Origin of the sequence: Arthrobacter endolithicus, assembly GCF_026627425.1 — a bacterium.
Taxonomy (GTDB): Bacteria; Actinomycetota; Actinomycetes; order Actinomycetales; family Micrococcaceae; genus Arthrobacter_M.
Map to the genome: position 1 here is coordinate 82,799 of NZ_JAPNLH010000010.1, position 23,694 is coordinate 106,492.

The 23,694-nt window shown below is 63.9% G+C and carries 20 protein-coding genes; 14 read left to right on the forward strand and 6 right to left on the reverse strand.

All coding sequences use genetic code 11. The annotated features are described in order from the left end of the window. Positions 1 to 7: 7 nt before the first annotated feature. The gene (locus OS914_RS10665; protein ID WP_267546044.1) at positions 8 to 811 is read left to right on the forward strand and encodes an alpha/beta hydrolase; all 804 of its coding nucleotides are present in this window, start codon (positions 8 to 10) and stop codon (positions 809 to 811) included. A 247-nt stretch (positions 812 to 1,058) separates the two neighbouring features. Here the strand turns inward: OS914_RS10665 and OS914_RS10670 are convergent, their stop codons facing one another. Further along, positions 1,059 to 2,423, reverse strand: a complete 1,365-nt coding sequence (locus OS914_RS10670) for an AI-2E family transporter (RefSeq protein WP_420713930.1) — start codon at positions 2,421 to 2,423, stop codon at positions 1,059 to 1,061. Between the two features lie 304 nt (positions 2,424 to 2,727). On the opposite strand from OS914_RS10670, the gene OS914_RS10675 reads away from it, so the two are divergent. The 6 genes from OS914_RS10675 to nagB all read left to right on the forward strand — a co-directional run bounded on the left by OS914_RS10675 (position 2,728) and on the right by nagB (position 9,786). Continuing rightward, on the forward strand, positions 2,728 to 4,620 hold the full coding sequence (locus OS914_RS10675) for a DUF8094 domain-containing protein (RefSeq protein WP_267546045.1): 1,893 nt from the start codon (positions 2,728 to 2,730) through the stop codon (positions 4,618 to 4,620). Positions 4,621 to 4,693: 73 nt separating this feature from the next. Beyond that, positions 4,694 to 5,701 carry a tetratricopeptide repeat protein gene (locus OS914_RS10680; protein ID WP_267546046.1) on the forward strand — a complete coding sequence of 336 codons (1,008 nt, stop codon included), beginning with the start codon at positions 4,694 to 4,696 and terminating at the stop codon, positions 5,699 to 5,701. 134 nt (positions 5,702 to 5,835) lie between these two features. Continuing rightward, positions 5,836 to 6,321 carry an oxidoreductase gene (locus OS914_RS10685; protein WP_420713931.1) on the forward strand — a complete coding sequence of 162 codons (486 nt, stop codon included), beginning with the start codon at positions 5,836 to 5,838 and terminating at the stop codon, positions 6,319 to 6,321. Positions 6,322 to 6,483: 162 nt separating this feature from the next. Continuing rightward, complete coding sequence (locus OS914_RS10690; RefSeq protein WP_267546105.1) at positions 6,484 to 7,266, forward strand: ABC transporter ATP-binding protein; 783 nt, start codon at positions 6,484 to 6,486, stop codon at positions 7,264 to 7,266. Further along, positions 7,248 to 8,819, forward strand: a complete 1,572-nt coding sequence (locus OS914_RS10695) for a transporter (RefSeq protein WP_267546047.1) — start codon at positions 7,248 to 7,250, stop codon at positions 8,817 to 8,819. The genes OS914_RS10690 and OS914_RS10695 overlap by 19 nt, the downstream gene beginning before the upstream one ends. 184 nt (positions 8,820 to 9,003) lie before the next feature. Continuing rightward, positions 9,004 to 9,786 (forward strand): glucosamine-6-phosphate deaminase, encoded by a 783-nt coding sequence (nagB, locus tag OS914_RS10700; RefSeq protein WP_267546048.1) that lies wholly within the window; start codon positions 9,004 to 9,006, stop codon positions 9,784 to 9,786. An 86-nt stretch (positions 9,787 to 9,872) separates the two neighbouring features. On the opposite strand, the gene OS914_RS10705 is transcribed toward nagB, so the two are convergent. From OS914_RS10705 to OS914_RS10720, 4 genes are all read right to left on the reverse strand, one after another. Beyond that, the gene (locus OS914_RS10705) at positions 9,873 to 11,213 is read right to left on the reverse strand and encodes an MFS transporter (RefSeq protein WP_267546049.1); all 1,341 of its coding nucleotides are present in this window, start codon (positions 11,211 to 11,213) and stop codon (positions 9,873 to 9,875) included. A gap of 163 nt (positions 11,214 to 11,376) precedes the next feature. Then, a complete protein-coding gene (locus OS914_RS10710; RefSeq protein ID WP_267546050.1) occupies positions 11,377 to 12,033 on the reverse strand; it encodes an SDR family NAD(P)-dependent oxidoreductase in 657 nt (218 codons plus the stop codon). A 461-nt stretch (positions 12,034 to 12,494) separates the two neighbouring features. Beyond that, positions 12,495 to 13,160, reverse strand: a complete 666-nt coding sequence (locus OS914_RS10715) for a sigma-70 family RNA polymerase sigma factor (protein ID WP_267546051.1) — start codon at positions 13,158 to 13,160, stop codon at positions 12,495 to 12,497. 43 nt (positions 13,161 to 13,203) lie between these two features. Then, on the reverse strand, positions 13,204 to 13,773 hold the full coding sequence (locus tag OS914_RS10720; protein ID WP_267546052.1) for a TetR/AcrR family transcriptional regulator: 570 nt from the start codon (positions 13,771 to 13,773) through the stop codon (positions 13,204 to 13,206). 222 nt (positions 13,774 to 13,995) lie between these two features. Between OS914_RS10720 and OS914_RS10725 the strand changes: the two genes are divergently transcribed. From OS914_RS10725 to OS914_RS10740, 4 genes are all read left to right on the forward strand, one after another. Continuing rightward, a complete protein-coding gene (locus tag OS914_RS10725) occupies positions 13,996 to 16,710 on the forward strand; it encodes a winged helix-turn-helix domain-containing protein (RefSeq protein ID WP_267546053.1) in 2,715 nt (904 codons plus the stop codon). 95 nt (positions 16,711 to 16,805) lie between these two features. Further along, entirely contained in the window at positions 16,806 to 17,561 is a 756-nt protein-coding gene (locus tag OS914_RS10730) for a hypothetical protein (RefSeq protein WP_267546054.1), read from the forward strand. Then, positions 17,558 to 18,235, forward strand: a complete 678-nt coding sequence (locus OS914_RS10735; RefSeq protein ID WP_267546055.1) for a DUF2306 domain-containing protein — start codon at positions 17,558 to 17,560, stop codon at positions 18,233 to 18,235. Before OS914_RS10730 ends, OS914_RS10735 begins: the two co-directional genes overlap by 4 nt. Positions 18,236 to 18,942: 707 nt before the next feature. Continuing rightward, positions 18,943 to 19,551 carry a flavin reductase family protein gene (locus OS914_RS10740; protein ID WP_267546056.1) on the forward strand — a complete coding sequence of 203 codons (609 nt, stop codon included), beginning with the start codon at positions 18,943 to 18,945 and terminating at the stop codon, positions 19,549 to 19,551. Positions 19,552 to 19,772: 221 nt separating this feature from the next. On the opposite strand, the gene OS914_RS10745 is transcribed toward OS914_RS10740, so the two are convergent. Next, the gene (locus OS914_RS10745; protein ID WP_267546057.1) at positions 19,773 to 20,444 is read right to left on the reverse strand and encodes a Pr6Pr family membrane protein; all 672 of its coding nucleotides are present in this window, start codon (positions 20,442 to 20,444) and stop codon (positions 19,773 to 19,775) included. A gap of 487 nt (positions 20,445 to 20,931) precedes the next feature. Between OS914_RS10745 and OS914_RS10750 the strand changes: the two genes are divergently transcribed. From OS914_RS10750 to OS914_RS10760, 3 genes are all read left to right on the forward strand, one after another. Continuing rightward, positions 20,932 to 21,315, forward strand: a complete 384-nt coding sequence (locus tag OS914_RS10750) for a hypothetical protein (protein WP_267546058.1) — start codon at positions 20,932 to 20,934, stop codon at positions 21,313 to 21,315. A 158-nt stretch (positions 21,316 to 21,473) separates the two neighbouring features. Then, the gene (locus OS914_RS10755; RefSeq protein WP_267546059.1) at positions 21,474 to 21,797 is read left to right on the forward strand and encodes a DUF3039 domain-containing protein; all 324 of its coding nucleotides are present in this window, start codon (positions 21,474 to 21,476) and stop codon (positions 21,795 to 21,797) included. An 89-nt stretch (positions 21,798 to 21,886) separates the two neighbouring features. Then, entirely contained in the window at positions 21,887 to 23,668 is a 1,782-nt protein-coding gene (locus tag OS914_RS10760; protein ID WP_267546060.1) for a DEAD/DEAH box helicase, read from the forward strand. Positions 23,669 to 23,694: the final 26 nt, after the last annotated feature.

The window sequence follows — 23,694 nt, forward strand, 5'->3', positions numbered from 1 at the left end:
TTGCCCAATGGCTCTAGGCGTAGAAGTATTTGACCCCGCATCGTTCGAATTTTCTGACTCGGGAACGGCGCAACAGATTCGCGCGGCATCGGTCCTCCCGGCCCGGCGGGAAAACATCGAACTGATCACGGACGATGGACTGACTCTGGTAGGGGAGCTGGCGCTGCCGGCCGAGGGCCCGATCCGTGGGACGCTGATTACGCTTCATCCGCTGCCCACCCACGGTGGATTCATGGATTCGCACGTTTACCGGAAGGCGTCCTACCGGCTTCCTGCTTTGGCCGGCATAGCGGTGCTGCGTTTCAACACCCGCGGGACCTCGTCTGTGCGCGGCACGAGCGAGGGGACCTTCGGCGAGGGGATCTCCGAACGGGCCGATGTGGCGGCTGCAGTGGATTTTGCGGTCCGCCGCGGGCTGCCGAATCGTTGGCTCGTCGGTTGGTCCTTTGGCACGGAGCTGGTTCTAAAGTACGGTGCGCGCGCGCCGGTCGTGGACGCTATTGAGGGCGCAATACTGCTCTCCCCGCCGCTGCACCGGGCTACCGCGGAGGATCTTCAGTCATGGGCTAGGTCCGGGAAGCCACTGACCGCGCTGGTACCCGAATTTGACGATTACCTGCAACCGGCGGAAGCCGCCGACCGCTTCTTGGCTGTTCCGCAGGCGAAAGTGCTGGGGATCGACGGCGGCAAGCACCTGTGGGTGGGAGAAAAGTTTACTGCCAGGGCACTGAACGAGATCTCCGCGCTCGTGCTGGACCGCCCGGGGTCGGTACTCCCTACGGTGTGGAACGGGCCGCTGGCCGCTGCATGAAGCAAGACCTACCTGACGGCAGACCCGCTCGACGTCAGACCCGCACGACGGCAGACACGCAACACGCTCGCGCCACGCTCGACCGCGCGCCACCGTAGACCGACGCAGCAGCGGACCCGCAGTCCCGGACGGAGACGAACGGCCGCAGGCAGCGTCCGCTGCCGTTCCGCCGTCGGCCGTTCCCTGCGCTTGTGCAGAGTCGTTTGTGCAGCGTTGTTGGTGCAGAGTCGGTTGTGCAGACCGGTGGCTAGTGCTTGTCCTGGCGCGGTATGTACACTTCTTTGACCAGCAGCAGGACGGCGGCAGCCGTAGGGATCGCGATTAATGCTCCGAGGACGCCCAGCAGACTGCCGCCGGCAATCACCGAAATCACGGCGACGGCGCCTGGAACGGCTACGGCCTTCTGCATGATCCGCGGTGAGATGAAGTACGCCTCAAACTGCAGATAGGCGAAGTAGAAGATGGCGTAGATCACCGTCGTCTGCCAGCCCGCAGTGAGTGCAACCAGGATGACGACGACGGCGGCGATCATGCCGCCCACGAGCGGAATAAAGGCCAGCAGCGCGACAACGAAAGCCAGCAGAACGCTGAACGGAATGCCCAAGATGGTCATCACGATAAAGGCGAAAGTGGCGTTGAGGACCGCGACGCAGACCTGGCCGATCACGTAGTTGCCCACCGAGCCGGTGATTTCCTCACTGAGCCGCCGGACTCTGTCGCGGCGCGAGCGCGGGGCGAGCCGGTAGCCCCAGCGTTTCATCGCCGGCAGCGAGGCCAGGAAATACAGGCTGAGCACCAGGACGATAAGGGCACCGAACAGGCCGTTGGCAATGGTGCTGCCCACTCCGACGACGCCGCCGAAAATTCCGCCCACGGCCTGGGAATCCTGGAAGAACTTGGCGACTTGCTCGCTGATGGTATCCCGCACGTGGTACTGCGTGTCGATATTCTTGAAGAAATCCGAGTTCAGGAAAGTGTTGATCCAGCTGGGAGCGTTGGTGATCAGCTGCGTGGACTGTTCAATGATGGTGGGGATCAACGTGGCGAAGAAGCCGGCCACAATGCCGACCAGAACGACGAGCGAAATCAGGATTCCCAGTGGGCGCGGCACCTTGCGCGCCTCCAGCCAACGGACCACCGGGTCCAAGCCGAGGGCGATGAACAGCGCCGTCACGATCCACAGCAGCAGCTGTTCGGTATGCGTGAGCATGAAGTACAGGAACAACGCCAAACCCACACCCACGGTGCCCATGAATCCGATGTAGATGGGCTGCTGGAGAGATACCGCGGGCCTTGAGCTGCGGAATTTTCTACCTGCGGCTCCGGTCGTAGCTGCCTTTCTGGAGGCGGCGTCGGTCGCATCCGACGAGTCAGTCCCTTTCGGGGGTACGGGCTCGGTCTCGGCGTCCGGCGGCATTTCGAAACGAAGCCGGGGATGGGCGCCGGGAATTGGCCGCCGCAGCTGTCCGAGCGTTCGAGCGATCAATCCGGAATGCGAGGAGGTAAGCACCGAGGCAGCCTCCACGGGCACGGGCGCGGGCGAATGCTGGCTGGGGTCATCTGCTGAGGTCAAGGGGGATTCGCTGCTTTCACTTCGAGGCTTTTCGGTCACCCGCGGCGGCTTCTGAGGCTGGGGCTTTGTGCCAAACATTATCAGCCGTGCGAAGGTGAGTAAGCCCTCATCTCGGCTCGCAGCAGCGGCTACATACCGTTTGGCGACCCCGGGGAATTCCGCATGAACCCGCGGCTAACGGCGGTAGCTCCCGCCGTGCCCCTGGCAGGACGCGCGGCGGCAAAAAGGCGGCAACCGGACCGGAAGAGCACCTGCACCGGTCCAAAATCCCCATGATATAGCAAAACGGTTAGGCTTAAGGGAAGTAGGAATCCCCGTTTTTCCATTGACGTTAGGTATATTTGTGCGTTCGAAGGTAGCAGTAGTGCTGGCCGTTTTGGGCTTGGTGCTCCTAGGACTCGGAATCGGGCAGCGTACGGTCTGGGCGCCGCCGGCCACTGTCACGGCGTCCGTGGCGCAGGGGACCAAGAGCGCCCCGGTCACGGTTATTGATCCCGCAGTCCGGACGCTGCACGGCAGCCCGGTCACCGTCGCCGTCAAGTCCGGCGGGCCGATCCTGCTCGCTGCGGGCCGTTCGGACGACGTCGACGCTTGGGTTGGCAAGGCCGCCCACCTCACAGTTACGGGAGCGGACGCGGACTTCAAGGTGCTGTCCACGACGAGCACGGACGGCGAGGGCACGGTTCCGAACCCTGCGGGCTCCGATCTCTGGATCCAGCAGCAGAGCGGCACCGGAACCGTCAGTTATGAGTGGACCCCGCCCGTCGACGGCAATTGGTCCTTGTTGGTCGCCTCCGACGGTTCGGCCCCGGCTCCGACGGATATTTCGGTGACCGCCCCTAATGACACGAGCACTCCCTGGGCGGTTCCGCTGCTGGTGATTGGAGCTTTGCTGCTGATTATGGCTTTGCTGCTGCTGATTTTCCGGCCGAAAAAGGGGCGCCGCAGCGCCACAAATTCAGGACCGGCCCGGCGTGGGCCCGATGGTGGCAGGGACGGCAAAACGCCGATTTCGGCGGACGCGACGGGTTCGACGGCGATAGCGCCCGATGAGCCATCGCGGCCGTCCTCTACCGGGCCGTCCTCTACTGGCCCGTCCTCTACTGGCCCGTCCTCTACTGGCCCGACTTCTACCGGGCCCTCGTCTACTGGCCCGACTTCTACCGGGCCGACTTCCGCGGGGGAGACCGGGCGAACGCTCTTCGCGCGCCGGGCTCCGCTGGCTGCTGCCGCTGCTCTGCTGCTGCTTACGGGCGCCGTGGCGCCGGCTGCCAACGCGGCCAGCACGCCGCCATCCGGGGGCGCAACCTCGGGGGGTGCTACGGGCACGTCGACAGCAACCTCTCCCGCGCCCGGAACCGCATCGGTTCCGGTGGTGTTGGAAAACCAGTTCGTCCGCATATTGGATGCGGTTGCGGCTGCTGTGACCACCGCGGATGCGGCAAAGGACGCCAGCCAACTGACGGGCAGGGTCTCCGGATCCGCGTTGGAACTACGGACGGCGAACTACAAAATCAGGTCCCAGGTTGCCGATTACGCCGCTGTGATGCCGGTGGCAAGTTCGAAGTTGTTGACCAAGGTCATCAGCACAAGCCGCACCTGGCCGCGGAGCGTCATGGCTGTGACGCAGGGCGAGGGTAACGCTGTTCCGCAGCTGCTGACCATGGTGCAGACGACGCCGAGAGAGAATTACAGGCTGGATCACGCGACCCCGCTGCTGCCGGGGGAGACCTTCCCGACCGTCGATAAGAAGGGCGCGGAGACGGTAGCGATGGACGATAAGTCCGACCTGCAGATGTCCCCGACGGCGGCATTAGCTGCGCTGGGAGACAGGTTGACCAAGCCGGACAGTGCCTGGAAGGACAAAATCACCGATCCCGTCTACATCCCGGACGTGGACTCATATCAGGCGGACATTGCCGCCAAGGGCCCGGACGCGACGTACGTCTTTTCGCATACGCCCGTGGCCGGTACCGGCCACGTTTTTCGCACGGCCGACGGCGGCGCACTGGTGAGCGCCAACTTCCACTTTAACGTCGACGCCACCTCCAAGGCGGACGCCAAATTGACCGTGGGTCCGGATGCCGCCGTCTTCACGGGCGGAACGGAAACCACCAAGGGGTTTGCACTCAACTTCGGCGAACCCGTAGTTCTCTACGTTCCGCCGGCCGGTTCACCGAACAAAATGGCGCTGCTGTCGGCCACCCGCGGGCTCATCGGCGCGAGCTTCAAGTAGTGCCGACGGTGCTCCACCCCGCCCGAGCTTTCCCGGTCCCTCCCGCGGCATTTGCCGCAGATAGAGTAAATCCATGAGTCAACCAGGTTCCGTTCCCGTAAATCCAGCCTTCGCTGCCGGCGTCAACCTCCGCGGTGCAGTGGACCTTTCCGCGTTGAAAAAGCCCCGGCCCGCAGGTCCGGCCGTCGCTTCGCCGGGAGGCGGTGCCGCTCCCGGGAACGGCCAACCCGGCGACGGTTCCGACGGCGCCGCAGCCGGGTATGCAGTGGATGTCACCGAGCAAAGCTTCCAGGAGTTGGTCCAGGTTTCCGCGCAGGTCCCTGTTGTGGTCTCCCTCGGGGCAGCATGGTCCGGCCAGTCCAGCACACTGAATGTCATGTTGGAGCGACTGGTGAGCGGATACGCCGGCCGGCTGTTACTGGCCCGGGTCGATGCGGAGGCAAGTCCGCAGATCGCGCAGGCCTTTGCTGCGCAGGCTATTCCAACCGTGGTTGCCCTCATCAACGGCCAGCCGGTGCCGCTTTTTGAAGGTGAGATGCCGGAGGACCAGGTGGGCCGGCTGTTGGATGAGCTTTTGAAGGTGGCGGCAGCGAACGGCGTCAGCGGCAATCTGGGCGCAGACCCGGCGGCTGCCGACGCGGAACCGACGCCACCGCCGTTGCCGCCGCTGCATCAGGAGGCGTTCGATGCCATTGAAGCAGGGGATTACGACGCTGCTGAAACTGCGTACCGCCGGGCGCTGGCCGATCAGCCTGCAGACGCTGATGCGAAAATCGGATTAGCACAGGTGCATTTGATGCAGCGGACCTCCGCCATTGACACGGAGCAGGCCGCTGCCCTGCGGCACGCTGCGGCGCAGAAAACGGACGATGTTGACGCGCAGCTGGCCGTGGCGGATTTGGATATTGTCGGAGGACATGTGGAGGACGGCTTTGGCCGTATTCTTGCGTTCATCAGCGCGAACTTCGGTCCGGAGCGGGAAACCGCACGGATCCGCCTACTGGAACTATTCGACGTCGTCGGCGTGACGGATCCGCGGGTGTCCAAGGCCCGGCAGTCACTGGCCCGGGCGCTGTTCTAAGGCCGGTAATCCGAGGCCTCGAGGAATGACTTAAGGGACAGCCTTGTTGGGTTGACTGCGACCACGTCCAAACTGTTTGCGCCTTTCTCCCTACGCTCCCTCGAGCTGTCCCACCGCGGCTGGGTTTCGCCCATGTGCCGTATTCTTCGGATCCTGTGCGGGCTCCCGGGGTACCGGCCGACTGGCACCTGCCGCATCTGGGGCAGTTCGCCGCTGGGGGAGCGGCCCTGGCCCTCCGCTACCGGCTGGCTGCCGGAGGCCTGGATTCAGCGAGTTCCGTTCGACTGGCCCACGTTGCTGCAGCGCACGGCGTGGATCTGATCGATGTCTTCAGCGGCGGCGCGGTCCCCGGTGCCAGCATTCCCGTAGGCCCGGGATACCAGACCGGGTTCGCCGAGCAGATCCGCCGCGAGGCCTGGGTGGCGACCGCCGCCGTCGGGCTTATCTCGACGGCGGAACAGGCGGAGCACCTGCTGGCAACAGGTCTGGCCGACGCCGTTTTCCTGGCCCGGGCGGCGTTGCGGGATCCGCACTGGTGGCAGCGGGCGGCGCACGATCTCGGCGTCGAGCTGGCATGGGCACCGCAATATGAACGCGCGGCCGCCCGGGCGAAGTACTAGCGCCCCTGCCGCGAAGTACGGGAAAATCATCCTTTTTGATGTCCCGCGGCCAATCGACAGACTGCTAGCGTGGCCGGTATGACCGACATCCCGAACAGCTCATCACGCCCCGTTCTCCCGGATGCTGCCCGTCCTGCGGACCCCGAAGCGACAGAAACCTCCATGGCGGCACCCGGCGCAGCCACGGACAGCCCCCCGGCCCTGGTTCTGCGCGGCCTGACCAAGCGATTCAACGGCAAGGTCGCCGTCAACGCCATCGACCTCGACGTGCCCTCGGGCTCGTTCTACGGGCTCGTTGGACCGAACGGCGCCGGAAAGACCACGTCCCTTTCGATGGCCACCGGCCTGCTGCGTCCGGATTCCGGCCAAGTGTGGGTGCATGGGGTCAACGTCTGGGAGCACCAGCTGCAGGCCAAGCGGCTAATGGGCATCCTGCCGGACGGCGTTCGGCTCTTCGACAGGCTGTCCGGGGAACAACTCGTGACGTATGCGGGCCTACTGCGCGGGATGGATCGGGAGACCGTGAAGGAGCGTGTGAAGGACCTGCTGGCAGCCCTCGATCTGGCGAAGGACGCCGGCACCCTGGTCGTAGACTATTCCGCTGGAATGACCAAAAAGATTGCCCTCGCCTCCGCCCTGATTCACGCTCCCCGGGTGTTGGTCCTGGACGAGCCCTTCGAATCAGTAGACCCGGTCTCCGCGGCGAATATCCGCGACATCCTGCACAGCTATGTGAGCTCCGGCGGCACCGTCATCGTCTCCAGCCACGTCATGGACCTGGTGCAGCGGATGTGTGATCATGTGGCCGTCATAGCCGGCGGAAATGTGCTCGCTGCCGGGACGGTGGATGAAGTCCGGGCAGGTGCCAGCCTGGAAGATCGCTTTGTGCAGCTGGTCGGTGGACGTCACGAAACGGGGGGTCTGGCATGGTTGCGGACCTCCTGAGGCTCAAGCTCACGCTGCTGCGCAATTCGCTGCGGCGCAGCCCGTGGCAGCTGGTGGGACTGATCATCGGCGGCCTCTATGGGCTCGGTGTGCTGACCATCGCCGTCATAGGTCTGCTGGCCCTGAGTGCGGCGGACGTTGAGCTGGCCAAGACCGTCATCGTCCTGGCCGGGTCCGCCGTCGTCCTTGGCTGGCTGGTGATCCCGGTCTTCGCGTCCGGCGTGGACATGACTTTGGACCCCGCGCGCTTTACCACCTTCGCTGTTCCCATGAAGCAATTGCTGGCCGGTCTGGCGTTTTCCGGGTTCCTCGGTATTCCCGGTGCCATCACGCTGCTGGCCTCGCTCGGGACGGTGGGAACCTGGTGGCGGCACCCGCTGGCGATGCTGGCCGCGGCAGTCTGCGCGGTGCTCGCGGTGCTCACATGCATTGTTGCGTCCAGGGCCATCACGTCGGCCAGCACCAACTTGTCCTCCTCGCGGCGGTTCAAAGATGTCAGCGGGGTGCTGCTGTTTCTGCCGTTGATATTGCTGGGGCCGATAATCAGCGGGCTCAGAAGGGGGGTCGAGAACGCAGCGGACGTGCTGCCCGGTTTTGCGCAGACCCTGTCCTGGACACCCCTGGGGGCGGTCTGGTCCGTGCCCGCTGATCTCGCCGCAGGATCCCCAGGCCAAGCGGCGCTGAAGTTTTTGATTGCCCTCGCAACGCTGGCTGTGCTGACCTGGCTGTGGAAGATCAGCCTTGCCAAGGCGCTGGTGACGCCCGTGCATAGCGCCGGCGTGCGGCGAACCGGCGGTAAGCTGGGTGCGTTCGATCTCTTCCCCGGGACTGAGGCAGGGGCAGTTGCCGCACGAGCCATGATCTACTGGCTTCGGGATCCGCGGTACACCGTCAGTCTGATCACAGCGGCGGTCATTCCGCTGGTCTTCACCGTTCCGGCGCTGCAAAGCGGCTCGCTTGGAATATTGAACTTTGCCGGAGCCATTGCCGTTTTCTTCCTGGTCTGGTCCATCTCCGCGGACATTTCGTACGACAACACGGCTTTTGCCTTGCACGTTGGCTCAGGGGTCCGCGGCCGGGCGGACCGGGCCGGCCGGGCCCTTGCGTGCGGTGTATTGGCGGTCCCGCTGGGCCTGATCTACAACCTGGTGGGGGCAGCGGTGAACTCCAGCTGGATCTATCTGCCCGCGCTGATGGGCCTGACGCTGGGGTTGGCGCTCAGCGGCCTGGGATTGTCCAGTGTGGTGTCCGCGTGGTTCACCTACAACGCACCGGCGCCGGGGGACAGCCCGTTTAAGTCCCGCCCGGGGAACAATTTTGCCGTGCTGGGCACGCAGTTGGGCGGCTACGTCGGCTTGGGCGTGCTGGTCCTTCCGGAAATCATCCTCACGGCGGTGGCTTTTGGCACCGGACGGCCGGTGTTTGGCTGGATCTGCCTTGCGGTCGGGCTCGTACTGGGCATGGTGCTGCTGAGTGTGGGGATTGTGCTCGGCGGCAGGCTCTACGACAAGCGCGCACCGGAGCTGTTGGCCGCCTTGGTCAAGGCGAGGTAGCGAACTCGGCGCTGCCCGTACGGCATAGATAGAATGCCCGACGACGCCGAAAGCCTTCCGCCGCCACTGGAGCTTAGGTAGGACATGGGATAAGTTCGATGTAAGCCCGAAATTTGGTTTGATATCAATTCGCCGTATTACCGCGTTCCGAGCGGCAGCCCCGGTGAGGGAAAGGCAGTGAACCATGGAGGTAGTAATCCTCCCCAGCAGCAAAGAAATAGGCGCCTTGGCCGCCGACGCCATCGAGGCACTGGTCCGCCGGAAACCGGCCGCGGTGCTCGGGCTTGCCACGGGTTCATCCCCGTTGCCGATCTACGATGAACTGGCCCGTCGGCACGGCGATCACGGGCTCAGCTTTGCGCAGGCCCAGGGCTATGCACTCGATGAATACGTGGGTCTACCGGTCGGTCACCACGAGTCTTACCGTGAGGTGATCCGGCGGGAATTCACGAACCGCGTGGATATTGCCGCCGAGAATGTGCACGGTCCCGACGGGTCCGCCAAGGATGTGCTCGCGGCCTGCCAGGGCTATGAGGATGCTATCAAGGCAGCCGGCGGCGTGGACCTGCAGATTCTGGGCGTCGGCACCGATGGCCACATCGGCTTTAATGAGCCCGGCTCGTCGCTTGCTTCGCGGACCCGGATCAAGACGCTGCTGGAGCAGACGCGGCGGGACAACGCGCGCTTTTTTGACAGCATTGATCAGGTGCCGCACCACGTCGTGACGCAGGGACTCGGGACTATTATGGATGCACGGCACGTGCTGCTCGTGGCCACCGGTGCGCACAAGGCCCAAGCTGTCCGGGACTTCGTCGAGGGTCCGGTCGCCGCCATCTGCGCGGCTTCCGTGCTCCAGTTCCACCCGCACGTCACGGTCCTGCTCGACGAGGCCGCCGCGTCGTCCCTGCAGTTGGCCGATTTCTACCGACACACCTATGACAACAAACCGAACTGGCAGGGCCTCTAAGCCGAAGCCGCTACGATGGCGCGGCCCGCATGGCGCCGGCCACCTATTCCAGGATCAGCGGCCAGTGAACGAGCCGAGCCGCCCATTCACGTGTGCGACTCGGCCTTCACCTGACGCAGCACCATGGCGGACACCAGGCCCAGGAGCAGGAGCGCCCCGGCGGCGGCGAGGGGGACAATGAACGCCGCCTGATAGCCGGCAGACTGTGCCAGCGCACCGGAGATCGAGGAACCTAACGCGATGCCGGCGAGAATGCCGCTGGCCAGCGCCGTCATGACCGTGCCCATCCACTGCGGAGGGGCGATGACACTGCCTACGCTGAAGATGGTGACCATGGCCGGTCCAACCGGGATGCCCACCAGCAGCAACACAACAATCATGGTGCTCAGGGAGTCCGGCAGGAAGAACGCGGCTGCGCCGGCCACCATGAGCATGGATACCAGCACCCACCGCCAGGCGTGGGTGAAGGCGAGCGGCCAGTAGGCCACGGACAAAGAGGCGAGGGCCGAGCTTGCACCCATGGCGGCGTACATGAGCCCTGCCTGGTCGACCGAGCCATGGACGCCGGTGAAGGCCGTCAAGGCGGTCTGGGCTGAGCCGAAGAACGTCCCCATGCACAGCATGCCGGCCACCGGGACCGCCACCTTGAACCAGTTCACCGATTCCTTGGGTACGTAACCGGCGTTTCCTGAATACCCGACGCTGCGGGCGTTGACAACTGTGTGGGTGGGGTGGACGGCGAACAGCGTCACGAGGACCAGAGTCATAGCGGCGGCCAAAACCAGCGGCAACCACGGCGCGACGAGCGAGGCCAGCAGGCTCACCAGGGCCGGCCCCAGCACAAAGGTGACCTCGTCTGCGGTGCCTTCCAGCGACAGTGCCGTGTCAATGACCGGCCCGCGCTGGTCCCTGGGCAGCCGCCTGCTCAGCGCCATCCACCGCACCCGCGACAGCGGCCCCACCTGCGGGGAGGTGGCCCCGGCCAGCAGAGCCGCGGCCAGGACAGCCAAGGTCCGCCCGCCAGTGTATTCCCCCGTGGCATACACCAGGGCGACGACGGCGCCAACGATCAGCGAGTTGGCCACCGCGGCGACCAACAGGACCGGCTTTTGGCCGAGCCGGTCCGCCAAGTAGCCAACCAACGGCGCACCGACAGCCGCACCGGCACCGACGGAACCGGCGGCAAAGCCGCCAATGGCATAGGACCCGCTGATGGCCGTAACGAGGGTGAGAACGCCGATGGTGAGCATAGCGAGCGGCACGCGGGCAAACAGGCCCAGCGGGATATAGCCGTTCCCGGCCAGGCGTGGAAGAAGACCATAGCGGCCCCCTCTATTCGCCGGACCCGGGCCCGCTGAGGGGCTGCCGGCCGGTTCAGGGCAGGACCCGGCCGTGGCGTCGACAAGCGCGGACTTTGGTGTGGTCATCTTTTACCCGTTTAACAAAAGAGTGTGCACCGTCCCTGCCTCCCGGTGCACCCGACCCAAATACTCCTGCCAGTCTACCCAGCCGGCAACACTAGCCCCGCAAATGAAACTGTCCCAGGTTACAAGATCATTTGAAACCCTGAAGCGGTTCGTTGGATCACGCTTACGGCTGCACGTACAGGACCTCGCCTGCTGACTTTCCAGTGTGCAGGTCCCAAAAGGCCTCGGCGATCAAATCCGGATCGAAGAACGTGCCGGCCTGGACGACGCCGCCTATGGTCACGGTGCCGACCTTGAGGCCCTGCTCGGCAAGCTCATCGGCCAGGGTTAGGGCCAGGTTGCGTAGTCCGGCCTTGCTGATGGAGGCCGATGCCCTGGACGCAACGGGATTCAAGGCCAGTAGTCCTCCGGTGAAAAGGATGGAACCCGAACCCCGTGCAATCATGGCGGGCGCCGCCAGCTGGGCGCAGTTCAGCGCCCCGACTACGTTGACCATGAAATCCCGGGTCAGGTCCGCGGCGTTCAGGACGGAGGGGTTGGCAATCGTGTTGGCTCCGGCGTTGTAGACCAAAGCATCCAAGATTCCGTGTTCGGCCTGGATGCTGGCGAAAGCCGACTGCAGGCTCTGCAGGTCGGTCACATCGGCGACGACGCCGTGGGCCTCGATGCCGGCGCTCTGGAGCTCCGATACCCGAAGCTCAAGTGATGCCGGGTTCCTGGCCAGCAGGATCACCGTGAAGCCATTGGCTCCAAACTTCCTGGCTACACCGGCGCTGACGCCCGGACCGGCGCCCACGATGGCCACGCACTTCTGGTTCATGTCTGCTGCTTTCGATTGATGCGATCGCGACGACAACAAATCTGGTGGAAAGGAGCTGGAGACGTTCGAGGCGTGGGCAGGCATTCCTTGTCATTCGCGTGAGAGGACTGGATTTTCAATGTATCATCCGAAGAATTCTTGCTTTGGAGCCTCTGGGGCCATAAGCGTCGATGGTTTCCCCACCGGCGCGAACCTGCGCAGCAGCGCCGCGTGTATTCTCCTGTTGCCCCATGGTGGCCACGACCAGGCGGACCTGGGCCGGGTTCATCCTGCACGGCTGACCGCCCTCGCGCCCGCGTGCCGGGACTGAGGCGCGGCCGACTATGGTTCGTTGGTGAATGAGGGCGCGCTCGATCTCAGCCAGGGCTATTGGAACTACATCGTCGATGCGGTCCCTAGCGTTGGAGGTCTCCCGTTTGACGCCGGTCAGAGCCCCCTCCAGTTTTCACACAACAAGACTCTCACGTGCTTGAAGGTTCCGTCATTGCGTGGCGTAGCTTGAAAATGCTGTCCCGAATCCGGCTTTTTACCGTTGGCAGCGGCACATTCAGGATGTTCGCCACTTCGGCATACGTCAGGCCATCAAAGAAGGCAAGATTGATTGCGGCGTGCTGGAGTGCCGATAGCGAAAGTAAATGACGGTTGACGTCCTCAGCCTCAAAGATCATAGCGGCCGTCTCTGCCACCACATCGTGGTCGGTGGAGTGACTCGTCGATGCAAAACGTGTCTGGCGGTTGCGGTGGGATTGTTCGGCTCGCACGTGGTCCACAGCGCGGCGCCTGGCAATGGTCAGCAGCCACGCCATCGCGGACCCCCGTTCCGGATCGAACCGGTCCGCTGTTTTCCACACTTGCATGTACACCTCCTGGGAGGTATCCTCGCTGAGCTCCGTTGACACAAGAACGGCCCGGATCGTCGCGAACACTTTTTTGTTGGTCTGTGCGAAAAATTCCTCAAACGCGTCGTTGTCGCCCTCTGCTATACGGCCCAGCAGCCCGGTCAGAGCCCGCAGGCCTACGCGTTCAGCCCGTTCTTCAATTTCGCGACACGGCGATACAGACGGGTCGGGCGCGGGTGGTGTCGGCGGCACTGGCATGGACGGCCCTTCAAGGTCGGAGTGCATCATGACTACGGGTACGTGCCGGCAACAGGGGCCTTTCGTTATCCAGTCAGGTGCTTCCTTGCCTTGGTGGGGTCAATTGGGTGCCGCCTCCGTGATCTGCGATGAGGGAGACGGCCATACTTTTGGCCCAAACGGCGGCTTCCTTATCTCCCTCTACGGCGGAGATGATGGAGCCTTTCGTCAGGATGTGGCAGGACCTGGCAAAACGGTCTGGTTCCTCAAGACCTGCTTCCGTGGCGAGAGTCCGCATGAAGTCCCGCACCTGGGCCAGATAGCCGGCTGCGGCCTTCCCCAATGGATGGGTGGCGCCCATTTCCAGCATGGTGTTTATGAAGGAACAGGCCTCGAAATCGTCACGGCGGAACCACCCGTCCAAAACATCGAAAATGGCCAGCAACTGGGCTGTAGGAGTATCGGCCCTCCTTCTGGACTCGGAGATGATCTGCTCGACAGTCCAGACCTGATGGCAGCGTTCCAAGAAGGCCAGGACCAGATCGTCCTTTGAAGCGAAGTGTCCGTAGAAGGTCGCCTTGGCAACCCCGGCCCGCGATATCAGTTCCGCGATGCCGACATCGCGGATCCCACGCTGGGCGAATAACTCATAGGCGGCAACCATAATTCGCTCCCGCGCGCCAGGAGGAATCACCGGAGACGGGGCTGACGTATCGGTCAGGTCGGCTAAGAGGCGTTGGGAGTGTTTCATCAGAAGCAGACACTACACGTAAAACCAGACAGACCGGTCGGTATGGTCCTTGTACACAGAAATAAGACCTAATTCCATCCGAGCCCCGGGCCCAACCGCCACCAAAAAAACCCCAATCGCCCCTAAGATCGGGTTATGCGCACGCCAGTGCTGGCCACCAAGCTTTTCGTGCCACGACGGCGCACTCGCCTCGTCGCACGCCTACGACTCACCGAGCAGCTTGACGCTGCACTCGACTCCGGCCACCGGCTCACGCTCATCTCGGCACCGGCGGGCTTCGGTAAGACAACCTTGGTCATCGACTGGATCGAGCACGTCACTCGCGGCCGATCAGAGACGCGCGTGGCCTGGCTCTCCCTCGATGATGGCGACGACGACCCCGCGCGCTTCCTGACGCACCTGATCGCCGCTTTTCAACGTTTCGATGAGGGCCTCGGCGCTGACGCGCTCACCCTCCTGGGCGCCACCCAACCTATTCCCGTCGAGACGACACTGACTGCGCTCATTAACGACCTCACGGCGGCAGCCGGGCAAACCGTCCTCGTCCTGGACGACTACCATGCTATCGAGGCACCGGCGGTCCACGACGCAGTCACGTTCTTCGTTGACCATCTCCCTGCCCAACTGCATCTGCTTATCGTGAGCCGGTCGGACCCGCCGCTCCCACTGGCCCGCCTGCGAACCCGCAGTGAGCTCACCGAGCTGAGAGCCTCCGACCTGCGCTTCAACCACGACGAAGCCGAGGACTTCCTAAACCAGGTCATGGGTCTGAGCCTGTCGGTCGGCGACATCAGTGCGCTCGAGACCCGAACCGAGGGTTGGGTCGCCGGTCTCCAGCTCGCCGCGCTCTCGCTTCGGAACCTTGATGACGTCTCCGCGTTCATCGACGCGTTCACCGGAAGCAACCGCTTCGTCCTGGACTATCTCGTTGAGGAGGTGCTCGGTCACCAGCCCGAGCAAGTCCGCAGCTTCCTTCTCCAAACCGCACTGCTGGAGCGGCTGACAGGTCCGCTGTGTGACGCGCTCACCGGCGGCACCGACGGCAGTCGCATGCTCGAGCATCTGGAGCGTGCCAACCTCTTCGTCGTCCCACTGGACGACCGCCGGCAGTGGTACCGCTACCACCACCTCTTCGCCGACGGCCTCCGCGTACGCATGCTCGCCGAGGACCGCGAACGGGTGCGGACGCTGCACCAGGCTGCCAGCGTCTGGTATGAGCAGCACAACCTGTTGGAGGACGCGATCCGCCATGCCTTCGCCGCCAGCGACTACGATCGTGCGGGTCAGTTGATCGAGCTTGCGGTGCCGGAAATCCGGCGCACCCGGCAGGACGCGTCGCTGCTCGGCTGGCTCAAGGCGCTGCCCGATCAGGAGGTGCGCCGTCGGCCTGTCCTCAGCGTCTTCTACGGCTGGATGCTCATGGTCTCGGGTGACCTCGACGGGGTAGAGGCCCGCCTCGACGACGCCGAACGAGAACTCGCGGGCACGCCGAGTGTGACGTGGGCGGATACCGATGAACTGCGAACCCTGCCGATGACCATCGCCACCTACCGGGCCTCACTGGCCCAGGCGCGCGGTGATGTGGCCGGCACGACCCACCATGCCCGACGGGTTCTCGAGCTCGCCGGACCCGAGGATCACCTCGCCCGCAGCGCCGGAGCCGGGTTCCTCGGACTCGCAGCCTGGGCGCAGGGGGACGTGCAGACCGCGTTGCAGACGTTTCCGCAAGCGGTAACGAGCTTGCACGCGGCCCGGAACCCAGTCGAGGAACTCAGCAGCACTGTCGTGCTCGCCGAGATGTGGATCGCGGCCGGACGACCGAGCAGGGCCCGCTGGCTTTATGAAGACGCGCTCAAATTGGCCAACGCCGGCGGAGGAGAACGGGGAGGGCCCGTTCCGGTGCCGACCGCCGGCCTTCACATCGGGCTTGCCGAGCTCGACCGGGAGGTCGCCAACCTTGACTCCGCCACCCGGCACCTCGATACCGCCAAGGCCGTAGGCGAGAGGGCCTCAGTGGCGGAGCATCGGTACAGGTGGTTCGTTGCAGCGGCCCACGTCCAGGAGGATGGCGGGGACCCGGACGGGGCGATCCGCCTCCTGGACCAGGCAGAGCGCCTCTACCTGCGCGGCTTCTTCCCCGATGTACACCCCATCGCGGCCATGAGGACCCGGCTCCGGATCGCTCAGGGCGACCTAGCTTCGGCCGCCAACTGGGCCAGTGACCGCGGCCTGTCCGCCACCGATGACCCTAGTTATCTGCGCGAGTTCGACCACCTCACCTTGGTTCGGCTCTTCCTGGCTCAGTACCGCACCCACAACCACGCCAGCGCACTCGACGACGCGGTCGCCCTGCTGGACAGGCTTCACGAGCCGGCCCACGCATCTGGACGCGAGGGCAGCGTCCTGGAGATCCGGATGCTGCAGGCGCTCGCCCACGACGCGCAAGGACACCGGCCGCTCGCCCTCGAGATGCTGGACCAAGCCCTGGCCGCGGCGCCCGAGCCCGAGGGCTTCGTGCGGCTGTTCCTCGACGAGGGCATACCCATGATTTCCCTTCTCCGCTCCGCCCAAGCAGGCGCCGGGTTCCTTGGAGGGCACGCGCGTCGATTGCTGGCCGCCGGCGCGATGACCGGCGCCCGCCCGATGACCGGCGCCCAGGTGACGTTGAGCGAGCGGGAGCAACAGGTGCTCGGACTGCTGGCCAGCGAGCTGAGCGGCCCCGAGATCGCGCGCCAACTGTTCGTCTCGATCAACACGCTGCGCACCCACACCAAGCACATCTTCGCCAAACTCAACGTAACCAGCCGCCCCGACGCCGTCCGCCGCGCCCGCAACGATGGCCTCCTCTAGGCTGCCGGTAACCGGTGCCTGCTGAAGGCGGGCTGGCACCATGGCTGCAGAAATCACCACATCAATCACATCGCGATGTGATGCTCAGTCATCACATGCCTTCCTACATTGGAGATACCCCGCGGCACCCCGCCACGGACATCCCGAACCAGGAGCCGGACATGATTATCACCACCACCATCCTCACCCGGGCGGCCGGCGTTGCCGCTGCCACCGCAGGACTGTTGTTCATCGGACTTCAGATCAATCATCCTCACGTGGACGCGAACTTCGCCACCACGACCGAGTACGCGGTCCGCGAATCCCTCAAGGTCCTCATGGCGGCACTGGCGTTCGCCGGCATCACCGGGATGTACCTGCGCCAGGTGAAGCAGACCGGAGTGCCCGGTCTGATCGGGTACGTCATGTTCGGCACCGGCTGGCTCGCACTCATGAGCATCGAAGTGGTTGGCCTGTCCATCATCCCGTCCCTGGCTCACAGCGCACCCGGCTACGCCAACGACGTCCTCGCCGTGGCCACCGGAGGCACCGCGACCGGCGACATCGGCCTGTTTCCGACCGTCAACCTGGTCACCGGCATCCTTTATCTGGCCGGCGGACTTGTCTTCGGCATTGCCCTCTTCCGCGCCAACATTCTCACCCGGTGGGCTGCCGCACTCCTCTCCGTTGGCACGGTCGCCACCATCGGGACAATGGTGCTCCCGCAGGTCAACTACAGACTGTTCGCCATTCCTGTCGGCGTGGCTCTGGTCGGCCTCGGCTACTCCCTGTGGCGCGAGCAGCGCACCTCGGCCGCTCAGCCCGGGACCAGTCCTGTCAGTTCGCGGCTAGACCCCGCTGGCGCCAAGTGACCGACCATGCGGCACCCCGCCCCGCCCGGTCGCCCGGGTGGGTGCCGTTCGCCCTGGTCACCCTCGTTTTGGTGCCCGCCATTGCCGGCTCTCTGCGCCTGGTTGAGCTCGCTGGTGGTCCGCCCCTGATTCCGGCCAACCCGCGCATCACAGTCTCGCCCGTGCCTGTGGCCGTGCACATCGTCTGCGCCGTGCTGTACGCCGTCCTCGGCGCCTTCCAGTTCTCCGCCGGGCTCAGGCGCCGCCGGCCCGGCCGGCACCGGGTGGCCGGACGGGTCCTGGTGGTGCTGGGCTTGGCCGTGGCGTTCTCAGCTCTTTGGATGACGCAGTTCTACCCCCGCCAGCCCGGCACCGGGGAACTGGCCCACGTCTTCCGGCTCGCGTTCGGATCGGGCATGGCCGCCAGCATCATCCTCGGCTTCACCGCGATCCGCCACGGCGACGTCGCCCACCACCGGGCCTGGATGACACGCGCCTACGCACTGGCTCTCGGGGCCGGCACCCAAGTGTTTACCCTGGGCATCGGGAAAGCGGTCTTCGGCACCAGCGAACCCACCACCGATCTGAGCCTGGGCGCTGGCTGGGCCATCAACCTAGCTGTCGCCGAGTACCTCATCCGCCGGTCGGCGCCCCGACGAGCGCACGCCCGAGCAGCATTCGCCAGCTTCCAATGAGCCCACGGCCAGGACACCGCGCCCCCACGCACTACGAGTTCCGGGTCGGTGGGCACCTCGACGACCACTGGTCTGTCTGGTTCGCTGACCTCACCCTGACCCGCGATAGCGACGGCACGACCAGCCTCAGCGGTCTCGTCTCGGACCAATCAGAGCTGCATGGGCTCCTCATGAAGGTCCGCGACATGGGAGTCACGCTGATCTCGCTCAAGGCTTTTGACACACCCCACTGGACCGGCGGCACGCCGGGCGTAGCTCGATGGAGAACCAATGAATGTCCACAACACCAGCTGGAGGAGAGCACCCATGACCATCACCTCGTCCCGTCTCATCCCCCAAGCCAGCCAGACCAACCTGACTCATCGGCACATCCCAAGGACGCCAAGGCCCCCGGTCCTGGTCGTTAGTGGGGTGGCTCCAGAAAACGGCAAAAAATCGAATGTTAAGGCCTCGCCGACGCAGCTAACCACTGGCATGAAGCTTGCCGATGGAAGCTAGCCAAAGTCCTTCCGTAAGCCAAGCCTCCAGCGACACCAGTCCGCAACAGGCAGGCATCATTCTCCATGGAACCGAACCATGGATCTGACTAGTCCTTTGAGAGATTCCGAGAATGAGTAGCGCGCTGAGCGCACTGTCCGTGAGTGTTTGGCAGCGGGCCTGGACCAGTCGAGCACTTCTGAGCTGTCGATTGATGATTGACTGAAAGTATGATTTCGCATTTCTACCGCCCAGCCGAGGGCCATCGGCTTCCGCATGATCCGTTCAATGCAATTGTCGGGCCGCGTCCGATCGGTTGGATCGGAACACTTTCCCCTGATGGCGTTCGCAACCTCGCACCGTACAGCTTCTTCAATGCATTCTCATACACGCCGCCACTTATTGGTTTCTCGAGTACTTCGCGTAAGCACACCGCGCGGAACGCTGAGCTGAGCGGTGAGTTCACCTGGAACCTGGTTACGCGCGCCCTCGCGGAGCAGATGAACGCAACGTCAACGATGGCCAACGTTGATGAATTCCTCGCATCCGGCTTGGAAGCCGCCGATTCTGTTGATATCAGTGCGCCGCGAGTTGCAGCCTCGCCGGTGAGTTTTGAATGCAGGGTCAGCGATGTCATTCCATTGCGTGGTGCAGCCGGACACACTTCTACCGGCGTGCTCACGATCGGCGAAGTCATCGCGGTGCACATCGATGAGGCCCTGATTCCCGAGGGTATTTATCAGACGGCTCTCGCCCAACCGGTCCTGCGTGCAGGCGGCCCAAGTACTTATTTCGAGGTCCTTGCCGAAGGGCGTTTTGATCTCGTGAGGCCACACTAGAGCCTAACGCGGTTTCTCTACATGCCCGTTAGACGGTGGCTCGTCGGGCACGCTATTGCCCGATGAGGGATTGGCTTGCGGGACGAGTTTTGATCGAAAGATGGTGCCCCATGATTACTCGTTAATGGGGATAAATGGGAGCTCGGGTTGGAATGGTTTTTTCGCGCACCGGGGAGGCTATTCAGCGCCGACCAGGCCGGCCGCCGCTTCCCGTTCGTGCTTTAGGGTCGGGGCGGTGTGAGTAATTCGCTGGGTTTAACTGCGGTGTCGGGCACGGTTGTTAGGGTGTGGAGTCTGGTGGAAAGCGCTGCAATGGCGGCGAAAACGAAAGCTCCGGCGGCGATGGCCACGGACATAGTTGCGACGGCAGCGTAGCCCCCTATCCGTGGGTCAAGGAAAGGATAGGGGTACCATCCAGCGATCGGCCCCCGGGCGAGGCTGTAGATCAGGTACAGCAGAGGAAATCCCAGCCAGATCAAGGATGTCCGCAGGGGAATTCTGGTCTTCGGGAGGTCCACGAGCCAGTCGATCACCATGATGGTCGGCATTGTGTAGTGGAGCACTACGTTGATCCAAGGGATGGGGGTATTAACGTCGATGTCACTCAAGAGAAGGCTGTAGACAATCCCGGTGATGGTCATATAAATAGTCGCTGCACCACGCAGGAGATCAAGCGACCGAGGATTCTGGCCTTTCCAGGCGCAGGTGCCCGCTATTGCCAAGGTGATAAAGGCGATGACATTGGATTCGATAGTGAAGTAGCTGAAGTAATTCGCAGCAGACGCGCCGGGCACGTTTGTTAGCAGGTGGGCTAGTTGAACTGTGACTGCAAGCAGCCCCAGGGCGGCGAACCAGAATCTGAAAAGAGCGAGCCCACGGTTGCGGGTAGTCATCACGGCTTCCTTCTCGTAGTGCCCACAATGCTGGGGGCCAGTGGCGGCGGCACCAGATTTTGCGCACCGCCGGTCAGTGGTGACGGGGTTTGCGTGTCACCAGCCACCGCAGCGCCGGAGGAAGATGAGGAAACCGCCAGTGAGTATCAGAATAGTTCCAACGTTAACAAACACGGCCATGACCGGACGCATTCATCCTGGGCTGTTTTCGTGATGGCAGAGAAACAGCGCATTCAGAGGCTACTCCCGTAAGAGGGTGGCGGACGAGACACCGAAAACCAGCGGGCTGGCGTAGAGGGGTGTTTCATAAGGGAACCTCATGCGGGATAGATTTCGGGAGACAGGCATCCGGTCTCGTTTCAATTCCAATAGGAAGGTTCGCATGGACCGGTTTTTGGAACGCGCGTAGGTTCATGTGATGAGGAGAATCGCGGCACTAGTGCTGTCTGGGGTCGGATCATCTCTCTGGCTAACCGGGTACGGCATCGTGTCAGGCACCACTTCTGGGACGTGCGTCGACTGGGTGCATTTTGACACCCCTCAAGACATCTTTAATCAAGCCGGCGTGGTGGTGATAGGTAAGCCGCTGAGCCAAGACGGGCAGACCAGCATTTATGGTTACACGGCGCAGACCCATCTTGTGAAAATTGAAAAAGTCCTTAAGGGAGACACGGGCGCCAATACGATGCAGATCTCTGCCATGCCTGAAACGTGCACGGGGGGCGTCTCCTACCCGGACGGCGACCCACTGGAAACTAGTCGTAGATTGATCATTTTTCTGACCAAGGACGACGGCAAGTGGTTTACTTTTACACCCGCCCAAGGAGTCCTTTCCTTTGATAACGGAACGGCGCTTCCCTTCCACCAGTGAGGACGCCCCCGTCGTAACGGCACGACGGCGGCGGGCGCCGTCTCGGTGCATCTGCACTGCCGCCGTCGTACTTGAACGCCTGCAGCTCTGCCGCCCGAGTGGACAACAGCTCGTTTGCAGACATGACCGGTGAAGCGTCAACGGCTAGGATGGAGACCATGAGTATGCCTCCAGACCCCTTCGAATCCGACCCGATGCGGGCCCCGCTTGGCACCGGTACGTCCACCGCCACCATTGAGCGCGAGGAACTGCGCCAAGAGGTGGAACCGGGCGATAGCGAGCGTTTTGCGCATTATGTGCGCAAGGAGAAAATCATGGAGTCCGCGATGTCCGGCGAGCCCGTGATTGCCCTCTGCGGCAAGGTTTGGACGCCCGGCCGCGACCCGGAAAAGTTCCCCGTCTGCCCGGAGTGCAAGTCCATCTACGACGGATTGCGCCCGGGTAAAGACAAGGGCAAAGACAAGTCGGGCTCCGATAAATAAGTGCTGACGGTTTTCATTTACCCTTCGGTCGGTGAGCTAGCCCCGGCACGGGTCGCAGTGTTGTGCATCCGGCCCGGAGGTATTCAGCTGTGACGGACACCCTTTTTGGCGGCCCGGCGCTGCCTCCTGCGTACCCCGAACGCGCCGCCTGGGGAACTGCCCCGAAGCTGCGCGCGTGGCAGGCGCAGGCCATCGAGAACTACTTCGCCGCCGAGCCGCAGGATTTCCTGGCGGTGGCGACGCCCGGCGCGGGAAAGACGACGTTTGCGCTGCGGATAGCCACGGAACTGATCGAGCGCGGCGTGGTGAACCGTGTGACCATTGTGACGCCGACCGACCATCTGAAGCGGCAATGGGCCGATGCCGCGGCCCGGGTGGGGATCGCGATTGATCCGAACTTCAAGAACGCCGATGGCAAGCACGGGCGCGGTTTTATGGGCGTGGCGGTGACCTATGCACAAGTTGCCAGCAAGCCGATGCTGCACCGGGCCAAAACGGAGGCGGCCCGGACCCTGGTGATTCTCGATGAGATCCACCACGGCGGCGACGCGTTGTCCTGGGGCGACGGGATCCGTGAAGCCTTTGAGCCGGCCTCCCGGAGGCTGGCCCTGACCGGGACTCCTTTCCGCTCAGACACCGCAGCCATTCCCTTTGTTGAATATGTGGAAGACCGCGAGGGAATCCGGCGTTCGCGGGCCGATTACACCTACGGCTACGGCGAAGCGCTGCGGGACCACGTGGTGCGCCCGGTGATGTTTATGGCGTATTCGGGCCAGATGCGCTGGCGCACCGGGACCGGGGAGGAGATGTCTGCCTCGCTCGGGGCGCCGGTGACCAAGGATATTACCTCCCAGGCCTGGCGGACGGCGCTGAACCCCGCCGGCGAATGGATTCCCTCCGTCCTGGCGGCGGCGGATAAGCGTCTCACAGAGGTGCGGCGGGCGGTTCCTGACGCCGGCGGCATGGTCATTGCCACCGACCACGAGGACGCGCGCGCGTACGCCGGAACGCTGAAGAAGATCACTGGCGAATCTCCTACGGTGATTCTCTCCGATGATGCCAAGGCCTCGCACAAAATCGAGGAATTTTCCGCCGGGCACAAGCGCTGGCTGGTCGCCGTGCGGATGGTCTCCGAGGGCGTTGACGTGCCTCGGCTGGCCGTGGGTGTGTACGCGACCTCGACCGCGACGCCGCTGTTTTTCGCCCAGGCAGTGGGACGCTTTGTGCGGGCACGCAAGCGCGGGGAAACGGCATCGGTGTTCCTGCCGTCCGTGCCGAACCTGATGGTGTTGGCCAACCAGCTGGAACTGGAACGGGACCATGCGCTGGACAGGCCGGAGGCCGAAGCGGACGGATTCGTCACCGAAGACGCCGAGATGCTGGAGGCGAACCGGGAGGAAAAAGGCTCGGACACGCTGGAAAAGTTCAAGTTTGAAGCTCTTGAATCGCAGGCATCTTTTGATCGGGTCTTGTTCGACGGCGGCGAGTTCGGTACCGGCGGCGAGATGGGAAGCGAGGACGAACTCGATTTCCTCGGCATTCCGGGGCTGCTGGACGCCGATCAGATGAGTGTGCTGCTCCGCCAGCGTCAGGCCGAGCAGCAGTCCCGCCGCCGCAAGTCCCCTTCCACGGCCGCCGCCCCCGCCCCGGACGGCGCACCGGCCGTGATGGACCATCGGATGCTCACCGAACTGCGCAATGAGCTGGCCAAGAATGTCTCGGCCTGGTCGGCGCGATCGGGCATGGCGCACGGCCTGGTGCACAGCGAGCTGCGGCGCACCTGCGGGGGCCCGGCGGTTGCGCAGGCCAATGAGGTTCAGCTGCAGGACCGGCTGAAGAAGCTGCAGGGCTGGTTCATCGGGCGTAAATAGCCCGGTTGCGGCAGCGCCGGGGGGTT